This is a genomic window from Butyrivibrio sp. AE2032 (genome assembly GCF_000702965.1).
The window spans coordinates 378,840-392,921 of sequence record NZ_JNLF01000002.1; the positions used below are offsets into that span (position 1 = coordinate 378,840).

At 45.6% G+C, this 14,082-nt stretch carries 9 protein-coding genes; 1 reads left to right on the forward strand and 8 read right to left on the reverse strand.

Annotated features, from left to right (window positions below; translation table 11 throughout):
- Positions 1-76: 76 nt before the first annotated feature.
- The 8 genes from BO18_RS01590 to BO18_RS01625 all read right to left on the reverse strand — a co-directional run bounded on the left by BO18_RS01590 (position 77) and on the right by BO18_RS01625 (position 11,982).
- Positions 77-1,525 (reverse strand): N-acetylmuramoyl-L-alanine amidase family protein, encoded by a 1,449-nt coding sequence (locus BO18_RS01590; RefSeq protein ID WP_034442740.1) that lies wholly within the window; start codon positions 1,523-1,525, stop codon positions 77-79.
- A 30-nt stretch (positions 1,526-1,555) separates the two neighbouring features.
- On the reverse strand, positions 1,556-4,225 hold the full coding sequence (locus BO18_RS01595) for an N-acetylmuramoyl-L-alanine amidase family protein (protein ID WP_034442742.1): 2,670 nt from the start codon (positions 4,223-4,225) through the stop codon (positions 1,556-1,558).
- A 120-nt stretch (positions 4,226-4,345) separates the two neighbouring features.
- Positions 4,346-6,787, reverse strand: coding sequence for a hypothetical protein (locus tag BO18_RS01600; protein WP_034442745.1), 2,442 nt, complete (start codon positions 6,785-6,787; stop codon positions 4,346-4,348).
- 175 nt (positions 6,788-6,962) lie between these two features.
- A complete protein-coding gene (gene prfB, locus BO18_RS01605) occupies positions 6,963-8,078 on the reverse strand; it encodes a peptide chain release factor 2 (RefSeq protein ID WP_081860867.1) in 1,116 nt (371 codons plus the stop codon).
- A 3-nt stretch (positions 8,079-8,081) separates the two neighbouring features.
- Complete coding sequence (locus BO18_RS01610) at positions 8,082-9,266, reverse strand: pyridoxal phosphate-dependent aminotransferase (protein WP_034442747.1); 1,185 nt, start codon at positions 9,264-9,266, stop codon at positions 8,082-8,084.
- Positions 9,263-9,751 carry an Lrp/AsnC family transcriptional regulator gene (locus BO18_RS01615; protein ID WP_034442750.1) on the reverse strand — a complete coding sequence of 163 codons (489 nt, stop codon included), beginning with the start codon at positions 9,749-9,751 and terminating at the stop codon, positions 9,263-9,265. The genes BO18_RS01610 and BO18_RS01615 overlap by 4 nt, the downstream gene beginning before the upstream one ends.
- A 77-nt stretch (positions 9,752-9,828) precedes the next feature.
- Entirely contained in the window at positions 9,829-11,001 is a 1,173-nt protein-coding gene (locus tag BO18_RS01620) for an NAD(P)-dependent malic enzyme (protein ID WP_034442753.1), read from the reverse strand.
- A 144-nt stretch (positions 11,002-11,145) separates the two neighbouring features.
- A complete protein-coding gene (locus BO18_RS01625; RefSeq protein WP_034442756.1) occupies positions 11,146-11,982 on the reverse strand; it encodes a hypothetical protein in 837 nt (278 codons plus the stop codon).
- Between the two features lie 168 nt (positions 11,983-12,150).
- Here BO18_RS01625 and BO18_RS01630 point away from each other — a divergent pair, with 168 nt between their 5' ends.
- Positions 12,151-14,061, forward strand: a complete 1,911-nt coding sequence (locus tag BO18_RS01630) for a glutamine synthetase (protein ID WP_081860868.1) — start codon at positions 12,151-12,153, stop codon at positions 14,059-14,061.
- Positions 14,062-14,082 lie beyond the last annotated feature (21 nt).

Genomic DNA, 14,082 nt, shown 5'->3' on the forward strand with positions numbered 1-14,082 from the left:
GCCAATCCCGATCAAGCCATCAGGCAGCAAAAAACGCCTTTATCTGTCTTTCAAATCTTTAAATCAAACTATTAGATTATAACAAATATTCCGGGGGATTAAGACAAACTCCGTCATTATCGAATGAAAAATAGCCGCCCAATATGAAATAATCTCTGCCTGCATACATAGCACCGGTCTCAGGATTGAAATAGTATATCTTTCCTCCTATCTTGACCCATTCGGTATCCATGATACCGTTGCTGCGTGTGTGATACCACTTGCCGCTCAACTGGAACCATCCTGTTGCCATCTCGCCGCTTTCTTTCAAATAGTACCATTCACCATCTACGAGTCTCCATCCGGTAAGCATTACACCGTTATTCTTATCGAACAGATACCACTTGCCGCCTGCCTTTTCCCAGCCGGTAGCCATCGCACCGTTACTCTTAAAATAGTACCAGTTGTTATTGATCTTGCTCCAGCCGGTCATCATGTAGCCGTTCTTCTGAGGATCAACATCACCTTTTTCAGGAGGAAGCAGATAATACCACTGACCTGAAATCTTCTGCCAACCGGTCAAAATGACACCTTTACTGCCGAAGTAATACCATTTGTTATTTATACATTTCCAGCCCTTATGCATAGAGCCGTCTTCATTGAAGTAATAGAGCTTCCAGCCATTCGAATAAATGTACTGAAGACCGGTCTGCATTCCACTGTCAGTCTGTGTGCCGGATTCTTTCCAGTCCTTACTGCTGAAGTAATACCATTTGCCGTCTTTATTCATCCATCCGCTGGCAACCATGGAATCGCCTTCAAAATAGAACCATCTTCCACCCGACTTGACCCACTGATCCTGTACAAGGAATCCGTCTTTATCAAAGTAATACCATTCGCCGCCGACCTGCTTACCGCAGTTTTTCAAGCAGCTTCCATCGCTCTTTCTAAACCACCAGCCCTTTGAGCCCATAAGCCATCCGGTGTCTGTATCGATCGTGATCTCGGTAGACTTGTCAAAAGTGATATAGATATTACCGTCATCAGTGGAATCCTTAGGACCATAATAAGAGGAATATGTCATCACACCGTTTGATTCACTCTTAGAACCATTGGGGTAAGCTCTTTTCAAAAGCGGTATCGTTCCTATCTCCAAAGTTGAAATCGAGTTATTGGAACAATTAAGACACTGAAGATTGAAATTCAATGTAATATCCAACTTCTTCAAAGAATTATTATTGCATTTCAAAGTAAACAGCCCCTGGAAATATTCGATTCCCTTAAGATCCGAAATGCCTTTATTGGATACATCCATCTCCCTGACGTAGGAATACTCGCTGACAGATAATGTACCGTCTTTATTTGTATCATACTGTTTACTGACAAAATCCCTGAAAGTCTTGTCCGGAAATGCAGTCGAATCGATCTTAACATCCTTAAGACCAGATTCATCGGCGATATAATTTCCCGCAAGAGCTACATTAGAAAAACAACCCAGGATCATTGCAGAAACAAAGATCGAGCTTAATATTTTACTTCCGCGCATATTATTTCCTCCGTGCAAATCAAACCTAGATCAAACCGAGCCTTGCCAAATGCCACTATTGTCGAAATAGTGAGTTTTTCCGCCGATGGAATATTTTCCGGTTACCATCTCTCCGGAACTCTTCATGTAATACCAATTGTTTCCGATCTGAACCCAACCGGTACTCATATTGCCGTTTTTAGGGTTGAAATAGTACCAATTGTTGCTGATCTTCTTCCAGCCTGAAGCCATATCACCGTTTGAAGGATCGAAATAATACCATTTTCCGCCTATGCCCTTCCAACCGGTCTGCATTCTTCCGACATCGTCAAAGTAATACCACTTGCCGCCGATCGATCTCCAGCCTGTAGCCGTAACACCGGATCCCGGGATCAGATAGAACCAGTTTCTACCATACTTAAACCATCCGGTAAGCATTTCGCCGTTTTCTTTGAAGTAATACCAACCGTTCTTGATATACTGCCAGTCTTTTCTCATGCTTCCGGCAATATCAAAGAAATACCATTTACCGTTGTCCTGCAGCCAGCCCTTATGCATTGTGCAGGTACCGGGATCGAAATAATGCTTATACTGGCCGTTGGTAAACCAGCCGGTTGTAAGGATGCCTGTAGTCGGATCGGCATAGTATCTATAGCCGTCATCATCTATCAGCCATCCCTTTTGGATAGTTCCATATTCGGTAAAGATATAGCAGTCTCCGTCAATGCAATTGAAGCCTGAGACTCTTTTACCTGATTTGTCAAAATAATTCTTTTCACCGTTAACAGTCTGCCACCCGAACTGCATGTCATTAGAGCTCGGTGAAAAATAGTACCAGTAATCCTCATATTCCTGTAATCCGTTAGTACGGACGCCGTTGGAATTAAAGAAGTAGTATTTATCTCCGATCTGGATTATTCCTGTCTGCATTATGCCCGCTTCACTGAAATAGTAATAAGAATCGCCTATTTTCTGCAAACCGGTCTGCATACTGCCGTTATCATCAAAGTAATAACGATACCCTCTTATATCTCTTATTCCCGTTACCATATAACCTGTACCGGGATAGAAATAATAGGTCTCTCCCTCATAATCGAGCCAGCCGGACCACCAAAGATCCGTTTCCGGATTAATGTAGATCTTGTATCCTGAATACTCAACCCATCCGGTGATCTTGTATCCCTCATCTCCTAAGTAATAAAATCTCTTGTTAACCGTCTGCCATCCGGTCTTCGTATAACCGTCGTTTCCGAAGTAATACTGCTTCTCATCAACAGTCTTCCAGCCGTCACGGAACATAACACCCGTTTCAGTGTCAAAATAGCTCTTCTTGGTACCGAAATCCACAAGTCCGGTCATCCGTTTGCCTGTCTGCGGATCGGAATAAAAATAATCGCTGCCGACATTGATCCACTCATACTTCAGGTGTCCGCTCCAGTCAAAATAGTAATAGTCTTCACCTATTTCAAACCAATCACCCATGTAAAGAGCATTGGAAACGGTATCAAAATAATATCTGTAGTTCTCGGCATCAAACCAGCCGGTCCTGAAGACACCGTCATCGCCGAAATACCAGTCGGAAGCCTCATTGTATCCCCAGCCTTTTGCCATCTTTCCGTTACTGTAAAAATAGTATCTGTCTTCACCAATAGTCTGCCAGCCGGTGAGCATGATACCAGACTCGGGATCGAGATAATATGTGGCATTGCCTATAACGGTAAGTCCTGTGCACTTGACGCCTGATACATCGAAATAATAATCTTTGCCGTCTATCACAGCCCAGCCGGTCTTCATGCGGCCGCTGTTAAGATCGAAGTAGTAATCGCATTCTTCGATCGTTTTCCAGCCATAAACCAATTCTTCCTTCTCAGGATCGAAATAGTATGTTGCATCACCGTCATTTATCCATCCTGTAACCATCGGGCCGTTTTCCGCAAAGAAATAATACTTTCCGCCAATATTTTGCCAGCCAGTGAGCATACAGCCGTAATTATCAAAGTAATAATTTCTGTTTTCAATTGTCTGGACCCCGGTTACAAAGACCTTTGTCTCGGGATCTATATAATAAAAATGATCGTTGTCCGAGACCCATCCTGTATGGAGACAGCCGTCCTCGCCAAAGTAAGAGCCATATGCATCACCTGTTCCCCAGCCAATCGCCATCCTGCCGTCGCTATAGAAATAATAGATATCTCCATTTATTTCCTGCCATCCAGTTGCAACATTATCTGATTCAGGTGGGAGATAATACGTGTCTTCACCGTCATAGATCCAGCCTGTAACAGGAAAACCGTGGTCATTGTAGTAACTTACACGCCCGAGGTCATAATACCATCCCATCGGGATATAGCCGTCTTCTTCATCGAAATAGTATTCTTCACCATCAATGGTATGGCGACCTTCATATCTGGCACCGGTCTCGGGATCAAAATAATATAACCTGCCGTCAATATAATAAAAGCCTGAAGCCATTACCCCAGGATCGACATAATAACGCCAGACTCCGTCCTCATTGACCCATCCCTGCAAAGCAGGAGAAGGATCCGGAGCACCGCAGGGATCATCAGTAATAACATCTTCATATCCCGTGATACCTGGCACGGGCAAACCGATAAAAGGTTGTGAATCAAAAGCCACATCCGCAGCAGCAGCCGTTGAGAGTAAAGAAACGACTGCAGCAGTCGCAAATCCTGTAACAAAAAGGTGCCTCGAAGTACGCATAGAAGTGTCCCCCTTTTTGGAAATACACTATGATTCTAACACTTTATCGAAATTGATTTGCGTTTTCTCAAATATAGTTAACACATCGTTTATCAAATTTACATTTGAAACGGGCTCATATCATCCTGCCTTATGGTAAGTTCCGGGTTCTTCGGTCATGTCGAAAACATAATACTCGGAAGGATCAACATTCGTATTCGCATCAAGATGCATTGCAAGCGCTTCTTCAACGGTTATCGTGCAGTCATCGACAAATGCAGGTCCGTATGTGGGATCATCCTTAAGATAGACGTACTGATTAAGATTTGAATCATAATAATAGATCCAATCTATCAATAAATTCTTCCAGGTGTTTGTTGCTTCATCATAACGGTATTCCGTAAAACCGGACCAAACTTTACTTTTTGCATCATATCCGCAATCGCTTAGCTTGTCTCCGATATATGTATATTTATCATTATCGGGAATCCTTATGACACAATCTTTAAAAACAAGCGTCGGTTGCAGACTTGCGTATGAATCTTCAAAAGTGGCTCCGGGATAGATTATTTCCTGATAATTAAAATATCTGCCGTCATACCAGACATTGGAAAAATAACCAATGGTAAAAATATTGGTTTCTTCGAACGTTGAACCGTTATCATAAAGGAAAGTAAACGCTCTGCCTACATCCATATAGCAAGCGGTATAGTGCTTATTCCTTTCAGAATCATACTCTGCCTCAAATGTACTGCTCGTGGCAGTATTTAACCTGACATAGCTCCCTCCGGTCCCTACCGCAGAACGCACATCCTGCCATTTAATGCCGTCATCTACTAAATCAGGCTTTATTTCAATAGTTCCGTAATACTTGATGTCGTCACTAAGTGTCTTAAAAGAAGTTCTATTGACTGCATCATCAGCAGAACCGTCAAACTTAAAGTAATTACGGATATTTTCTTTATCGATCAGCTGGCCTCCGCCATGTCCCTGACCGCCATATTCTCTGGTCTCACCGTTATATGTGACATGAATTTTACTATGGTAATACCAATCCCACTGATATGTTGCGCTGGGATCAAGCCTTTGGGCCACAGCTGCCATCATCGAAGGAAAACCCCAAGAATCCAAACGGTAAGGATAAAGGCTGTTCAATAACATACGCTTGCCTTCGACCCTTGCATAAGGAGAACGCAGATAGAAGGTCTGGTCCGTATGAGGAGATGTGGAAAGTCCGCAGAAACATTCTCCTTCTGTATATTCCGAGCCTTCATAAATTCTGGCCTGAGCTTTCATAAATTCCCCTCTGACAGCGACTCCGGAATAAAGACAGATATCAGAAAGTCCGTCCTGGATCGCATCCATATTATCGAAAAAGCTTTTCTTCGGATCACCGTACGTTTCGATCAGATAATCAACATCGTCATAAAGTTCAGGCATTTGAACAGTTACATCCGTATTTTTGAAATTATAGTAAATACCGTAATAGTCACAGCCTGCGATATAAAGTGTCTGCAGTATCATTTCACCGCCGTCAACATTAGCGTATGGGAAAGCAATATAACCGCCCTTAACACGGTATTTCGAGGAATCCTCATATACAACATCAACATATCTTTCCTTCTCAACCGTTATCAAAGGATACGCAGATGAAGCATCGCTGTATTTCGATGACGGATCTATAAATCTGAAGGAGTCAGGATCAGGATTATCCGTCTTAATGTAAACAGCAGTCCTCAACCCTCCTGTGAGAGGTATGATCTCATAAGAGTATTTAGTTGCATCGTCAGGAATCCTGGGATTACGGCCGGGATAATGTGAGTAACCGGAATCATCGAACCAATACAATCCTCCATCAACTTTCAGCAAACATGACTTAGGAATCCATCCGTTATCGTCATACCATTGTCCGTTGCTGTCATAAAGCCACTTTGCAACAGTAGTACGTCCATCCCACGCTCCGCTGTCAGTAAGCCAATAACCGAAACGGTAGCATCCGGATTCCATATACCCGTCATTATCAAAGAAATACTTCTTGCCATCGATCCAAAGCCACTGAAACTTAGGATACCAGCCGTTATCGCTGAACCACCATCCCTTATCATCCTTCTTCCAGGCTGCCTGGATATGATTCTTGTCACATGCACCGTTTTTCTTAAGCCAGCATCCGTTACGGTAACACTCGTGCTCCATGTAGCCCTTGGAATCAAAGTAATAACGCTGACCGTCGATCTGCAGCCATTTATTCCTGGGATACCAGCCGTTATCCTCATACCACCAGCCCTTTTCATCACTCTTCCATTTGCCGTGGCTGTAATTCTTATCCCAGGCGCCGTTGCTCTTGAGCCAGTAGCCGCCGCGATAGCAGTCGCGTTCCATATAGCCTTTAGCGTCAAAGTAGTACCACTCTCCGTCTATCTCGGCCCACTGATTCTTGTAGTATGAATCACCGGTCGAATACCACCAGCCGTTAGAGTCGCATTTCCAGCCTGTGTCAGCAAAGACACTGCCTGAGAAAATGCTCATTGTCATGATGATAACCAATAAAACAACTACGGATTTTGTTCTCATTCTTAAATGCATAAGACCTCCTCAAAACCCACCGTACATAGAACCCTTATAAAGTCATATTAGCCCAATGTCTGAAGCAATTCAACAAATGAAGATGTTTTAACGACTACTACGACAGTAAAAAAGTTGCCCTGAAGTGATGCTCTCACTTTCAGGACAACTCCTGTTAACCAAATCAAATATGGAATTACTTCTCGTTCTTCATTCCAGACAGGAACGCATTGATAAAACCGTCGATATTACCGTCCATGACAGCATCAACATCGACTTCCTCATATCCTGTTCTGTTGTCCTTAACAAGTGTGTAGGGACAGAAAACGTAGGATCTGATCTGCGAACCCCAGGCAATCTCCATCTGGTTGCCCTTCAGGTCTTCGATCTTCTCCATCTCGGACGCCCTTGCAAGTGCAAAGAGCTTTGCCTTGAGCATTCTCAAGCAGGTTTCCTTGTTCTGGAGCTGTGATCTTTCTGCCTGGCAGGAAACGACGATACCTGTCGGGTTATGTGTCATACGGACAGCAGTATCAGTCTTATTGATGTGCTGACCGCCCTTACCGGTAGCACGGTAGAGGTCGATACGGACATCACCCATGTCGATCTTGATGTCATCTTCAGTCTTCTGGTCGAGCTCAGGGATGACTTCGCATGAAGCAAATGATGTGTGTCTTCTGCCTGCGGAATCAAACGGAGAGATACGGACAAGACGGTGGACGCCTAATTCAGATCTTAAAAAGCCATATGCGTTCTCGCCCTTGACCATGAAGGATACAGACTGTATGCCTGCCGTATCACCGTCGACAAAATCGAGTTCCTCAACAGTGAAATCATGGCTTTCGGCCCATCTGGTGTACATTCTGTAGAGCATGGAGCACCAGTCCATGGCTTCCGTTCCGCCCGCGCCTGCATGAAGCGTGATCGTGGCGTTGTTAGCATCGTAAGGACCTGTGAGGAGAGTCTCAAGACGCATCTTCTCGAAATCTTCCTTGAAAGATGCCGTTGAAGCCTTAAGTTCCTCAAGGGAATCCAGATCCTCTTCCTCATTTGCGAGCTCGCAGAGAGCAAGAAGATCCTCACGCTCGGAAACGAGAGACTTATAGCTGTCTACTCTTTTCTTAAGTCTTCCCAGTGTCTGCTGGATCTCTGTTGCCTTATCGACATTGTTCCAGAAATCGGGCTCCTGCATGCGGTTCTCATATTCGCTTATCTGATCAGCGACATGGTCGATATGAAGAGCATCCTTAAGCTGGGCTATAGGTTCCTCATAGGATTCAAGTTCGAGTCTTATGTTGTCAAATTCAAGCATTGATTACCCCTTGTGTTCTTCAACGAATTCTTTTACAAGCTTCATAGCTTCCTTGATGTCTTCCAAAGAAGCAGCATAACTGATACGGACAAAGCCCTCACCGCACTTGCCGAAAGCGTTTCCGGGAACGATGGCAACGTGCTTTTCGAGCAGGAGCTTCTCACAGAATTCCTCGGATGTCATTCCTGTACTCTTGATACAGGGGAATGCATAGAAAGCACCGTAAGGAGTAAAGCAGTCAAGGCCGGCATCCTTAAGGCCCTGGATTATGACTCTTCTTCTGTGATTATACTCATCGCGCATCTTGGCGATCTCGTTATCGGCATTCATGGCAGCCTCGACGACAGCAAACTGGGCTGTTGAAGGAGCGCACATAATGCAGTACTGATGTATCTTTACCATCGGAGCGATAAGCTCTTTGGGGCCGGCGAGATATCCTACTCTGAAACCTGTCATGGCATAGGATTTGGAGAAACCGTTAACCATGACCACCCTCTCCCTGAGTTCAGGGAACTGCGCGAGCGAAGCCGGCTTTCCGTCAAGATAATTGAGCTCACAGTAAAGTTCATCTGAAAGAACGATGATCTCAGGATATTTTATGAGGACATCTCTGATCTTAGCCCAGTCATCCTTTGTCATGAGAGCGCCTGTAGGATTGTTCGGATAGCCGACGATTATGTACTTGGTCTTATCCGTAATGGCACTCTCGAGTTCCTCAGGCATGAGTTTGTAATCGTTCTCAGGCTTGGTCTCAACGATCACGGGTACACCGTGAGCGAATTCGACGGTAGCCTTATATGCAACGAAACAGGGCTCAACGATTATTACCTCATCACCGGGATTAATAAGAGCACGTGCGGCAAGATCAAGACCTTCACTGCCGCCTACCGTGATGAGGATCTCCGACGCGGGATCGTATGTCAGGCCATAACTTCTGCCAAGATAATCTACAATCGCTTTTCTGGAATCGATGTATCCGGAGTTGGGCGAATAATGCGTATAGCCGTCGATAAGCGAATTGATCGCTGCTTCCCTGATCGACCAGGGAGTATCGAAGTCAGGCTCACCTATGGAAAGCGAAATAACATGGCCCTGCATCTCATTTGCAAGGTCGAAGAATTTCCTTATGGCTGAAGGCGGTACTGCAGCAACAGCCTTGGATATCTTTGATTCGTAATCGAAACTCATAAGATGATAGCCTGCCTGTCGTCGGAATTCGGATTATCGTAGATTATACCATTAGCCTTATATTTCTTAAGGATAAAGTGTGTCGTTGTGGAAAGAACGCCTTCCATAGTTGCGATCTTCTCGGTAACGAATGTGGCGATATCACGAAGCGTCCTGTCTTCATAGATAATCATGAGGTCAAAACCGCCGCTCATGAGATAGCATGCGGTAACCTTATCGTACTTGCTCAATATCTGGGCAATATGGTCATAACCCTTATTCTTAACCGGAGTGATCCTTACTTCGATCATGCCGATGCAGTTGTCTGGTGCCATCTTCTCCCAGTTGATCACGGTATTGTAGCCTAAGATGATGTTCTCATCCTTAAGACGCTTGATCTCGGCTTCCACATCATCGGCGTTTACACCAAGCATTACGGCAATCTCATCGGCCGACAGTCTGGCGTTGTTCTCAATAAGTCTTAAAAGCTCTAAATCGTCTATCATGTGGAAACTCCTTTTCTATAAATTGCAAAATCTCCCGCAACAAAATTGCGGGAGATTGTTGCTTTAATTCAGTATATTCAGATTCTTGCTACACCTGTATCACGGGCTGCCTGAGCAACAGCAGCTGCAACTGCCTTACCTACTCTTGCATCAAATGCATCAGGAAGGATGTACTCAGGATTGAGCTCTTCGTCGGAAACGATGCCTGCGATAGCGTTAGCTGCAGCGATCTTCATCTCATCGTTGATGTCGGAAGCTCTTACATCGAGAGCGCCGCGGAAGATGCCGGGGAATGCGAGAACATTGTTGACCTGGTTCGGGAAGTCGGAACGGCCAGTAGCCATGACTGCAACGCCTGCCTTCTTAGCCTCGTCGGGAAGGATCTCAGGTGTGGGGTTAGCACAAGCAAATACGACAGGATCCTTAGCCATTGTGGCAACCATGTCAGCTGTGAGAACGCCGGGAGCGGAAACGCCGATGAATACGTCAGCGCCTACGATAACGTCAGCAAGTGAACCGGCCTTCTTTTCGGGATTTGTGATCTTAGCCATCTCTTCCTTAGCGGAGTTGAGGCCTTCTCTGCCCTCATAGATAGCGCCCTTACGGTCGCAGAGGATAACGTTCTTAAGACCTCTGGAGATGAGGAGCTTTGTGATAGCAGTAGCAGCAGCGCCAGCGCCGTTTACTACTACGTGGATGTCTTCCATCTTCTTGCCGACGATCTTAAGAGCATTTGTAAGACCTGCAAGTGTGATGACAGCCGTACCGTGCTGGTCATCGTGGAAGATCGGGATGTCACATCTCTCCTTGAGCTTCTTCTCGATCTCGAAGCATCTGGGAGCGGAGATATCCTCAAGGTTAACGCCGCCGAAAGAGCCTGCGAGGAGAGCTACTGTATTAACGATCTCGTCAACATCCTTTGAACGGATGCAGAGAGGGAAAGCGTCTACGTCACCGAAAGCCTTGAAAAGAGCGCACTTACCTTCCATAACGGGCATACCTGCCTCAGGTCCGATGTCGCCCAAGCCGAGAACTGCGGTACCGTCTGTAACGACAGCAACGAGGTTATGTCTTCTTGTATATTTATATGAGAGGTCAACGTCCTTCTGTATCTCAAGACAAGGAGCTGCAACGCCGGGTGTGTAAGCGATAGCAAGTTCTTCCTTGGAACCTACGGGAGCGGTAGCGATAACTTCGATCTTACCGCCCCACTTCTCATGCATCATAATAGCCTTCTCGTTATTGTCCATAATGTTGAACCTCCAAATTTTATTCTTAACGCACTAATAATATAAATAATTAAATGCAAAAACAATCGCGGGGATATAAGATTTTTTAATCAAATCTGTCTATTTATTGGCATTTTTAACAGACCTTGGCGAAAACCCTGACCGTCAGATGGCGAGAGGCCTTCTTCCGCCCTTTATCGGGAAATCCTTCATCGTGCAGTAAGCAAGGCCCATAAGTCTGCCAAAGGACAGGCAGATCCAGGCCGTAAGCGCGGAATCAAGGATATAAAACGCCGTCATGGAAACATTCGCGAGGAGCGGCAGCAGGAAATCGAGAACCAGCGCAGTCAGGATGATTACGGCTATGCTCCTCATGTTGATAAAGTAATATTTCCTCGCAAGCCTTACCGAATAAGGGAGTGACTTAAAAAGGCCAGCATCTCCGGACAGATAAGCAGCAGGAGCCGCAAAGATGAACGGCAGGCCCAAAACCGCGAGGAACATGAAATACAGCGAGATCGATACCACGGGAATGGCGATTATGACCGACACGAGCACGAGGATAAAAAGTCTTCCGATAAGTTTTTTGATCTCGATCGGCTTGTCGGGCATCCTCTGCACCGCATAATCGTAGGCTTCCGGATCGTTTTCCTTGATGGACTGTATCTTTTCGAGCCTGAAATTCCTGATGAACATAGCCGTATAAATATATGTGCTCGTCAAAAGGATAAGGTCACCCAGGATCAGTGTCGCGAGATATATCATATTACCCTTTGACAACGGGAATGTCATGAAAAGAGCATCGTAGACCTCGGGATCATACTCGTTCATGTTATAAAACGTCATTATCCAGTTCTGGAGAGGCGTGAAATCGGTATCTGCAAACGGATTGAAATATATAGCGGCGTTCAGGACGACGGTTACCAGATAAAGGATCCTTACTCCCCACCTCTTACCGACATTGTCTATATCAAAAATGCTCTTTAGCAAAGACAGAAACATCCGTACACCTCAAATCTCTCAATACGGAATATTTTACGATAATCGGCTCAAAATTGAAAACAAATCTTATTAGAAAATTGGGGCATTATTACCTTATGTGATTAACGCATAAAGTAATACTTGTGATACAATCTCTCTGTTAAATTTATTAGAAGGACATAATCTATTATGATCGAATTCCATGTTATACCTGATCTGCTCTATGTTATCCCTGCCGAAAACCACTCGGCCCAGGATATCAGGAACATCTTAAGTTCACATCCCGAGATAAAGTTCGTATCTTTCGCCGCTGTTGACCTTATGGGAAACGACACGGACGAGAAGATCCCGATCTCGGACTTCATGGACAACATTGAGAACTACCTGGACGGAAAGGCCGTTCAGACCGACGGTTCCTCGGTTGTTCTTCCGGGCATCGCAACTCTTAACGACGGTAAAGTCGATCTTATACCTGATGCCAACGTTATCTGGTATATCGATTATAACTACGAACATATTGATTTCGAGACCGGAAAGCCCGTCGGAACCCTGAGGATCCCTTCTTTCCTCAAGCACAACAACGAAGAGGTCTGCTCCAGGTCGATCCTCCGCAAGAGCGCAGAATACTTTGAGTCCACTATTAAGGAGCGTTTCCTTAACGATCCTACACTCTGCGCAGATTACGGATTTTCACCTGACGAGCTCGACAGGATCACGCTCATCACGGCTACGGAACTCGAGTTCTGGGTAAACTCACCCGACGAGATCATCAGCACGGAGCAGCTCTCCATTTCTCAGGAACTCAAGGAATCCTATTGGAAGCGCACAAAGGGCGTCGTAAGAACGGCTCTTGAGCAGGTCATCCTTATCCTCGACCATTACGGCTTCAATCCCGAGATGGGTCACAAGGAAGTCGGCGGCGTTAAGGCATCTCTCAATTCTTCGGGCGAATTCCACTTCATCATGGAGCAGCTCGAAGTCGACTGGAAATATTCGGATGCACTTCAGGGGGCAGATTACGAGCTCATCGCCAGGATCATCATCAAGGAGATCTTCAGACTCCATGGTCTTGACGTCAGCTTCAATGCAAAGCCTCTTCCGGGTGTTGCAGGTTCAGGCGAACACACACATGTTAATGCTGTCGCTTACCTTAAGGACGGAAAAAAGATCAATCTCTTCGCACCCGAAGACACGAAGGCAGACTTCCTAAGCAGATTCGGCTGGGGCTCACTCATGGGCATCATGAAGCACTACAGCAATGTCATCAATCCCTTCGTATCTGCTACGACTGACGCATTCGAGCGTCTGACACCCGGGTTCGAAGCTCCGACACATACGGTAGCCTCCATCGGCATGGATGTAAACACACCTTCGCGCAACAGATCCGTTCTCTTAGGTCTCGTAAGGAGCGAAGATACAAAATATGCGACAAGATTCGAGCTCCGTGCTCCGAACCCGCATACAAACACATACCTCTGCCTTGCTTCCGTATATCAGGCAATGCTCGACGGTATCGCTTATGCGCTCGATTCCGGAAAGAATACAAAGGAACTCGAGGCAGAGTTCACCAAGCCTTACGGTCAGGAGAGCAACTACCTTGAAAAGGACAGGCTCTACCGCTGCGAGGACGACATCTTCGAAGACATGGATTCCAATGAGAGAGACAGACTTTTCGGCACACCTGCAGCAACTGTCTTCGAGTCCCTTTCGACACTCAAGAACAGCAATGTTGCGGAGATCCTCTGCAGAGGCAATGTCTTTGACGACAAGCTCATCGCATCCTACTATCAGGCAATGCTCGTACGCTGGGAGATGGAACTCATGGAGAAGATCATCCCCGCAAACCTCTCACTTATCAGGAGCATCACAAGATCCGATGACGGTTCAGTCGGCTACGACGACAGACTCTGGAACGACATCGAGGATCTCAAGCTCCTCCTCGCAAAGGACACAGATGTTCAGGCTTCGATCTTTACAAGGATCAAGGCTGCGGTCAAGTCCGGCGACTGGGAAAAGACTTCCGAGTATCAGCGTGCAATGAAGAACGCAATGAACGAGCTCAAGAACAAATACAAGACATACTGCGATAACCAGATCTGATCAGATCTTCAAAAGAAAAAC

Excerpts from the sequence above, each read along its gene's own strand:
- BO18_RS01615 (WP_034442750.1), bottom strand. The coding sequence starts at position 9,751 with ATGATAGACGATTTAGAGCTTTTAAGACTTATTGAGAACAACGCCAGA.
- BO18_RS01625 (WP_034442756.1), bottom strand. The coding sequence starts at position 11,982 with ATGTTTCTGTCTTTGCTAAAGAGCATTTTTGATATAGACAATGTCGGT.
- BO18_RS01620 (WP_034442753.1), bottom strand. The coding sequence starts at position 11,001 with ATGGACAATAACGAGAAGGCTATTATGATGCATGAGAAGTGGGGCGGT.
- BO18_RS01590 (WP_034442740.1), bottom strand. The coding sequence starts at position 1,525 with ATGCGCGGAAGTAAAATATTAAGCTCGATCTTTGTTTCTGCAATGATC.
- prfB (WP_081860867.1), bottom strand. The coding sequence starts at position 8,078 with ATGCTTGAATTTGACAACATAAGACTCGAACTTGAATCCTATGAGGAA.
- BO18_RS01630 (WP_081860868.1), top strand. The coding sequence starts at position 12,151 with ATGATCGAATTCCATGTTATACCTGATCTGCTCTATGTTATCCCTGCC.
- BO18_RS01610 (WP_034442747.1), bottom strand. The coding sequence starts at position 9,266 with ATGAGTTTCGATTACGAATCAAAGATATCCAAGGCTGTTGCTGCAGTA.
- BO18_RS01595 (WP_034442742.1), bottom strand. The coding sequence starts at position 4,225 with ATGCGTACTTCGAGGCACCTTTTTGTTACAGGATTTGCGACTGCTGCA.
- BO18_RS01600 (WP_034442745.1), bottom strand. The coding sequence starts at position 6,787 with ATGCATTTAAGAATGAGAACAAAATCCGTAGTTGTTTTATTGGTTATC.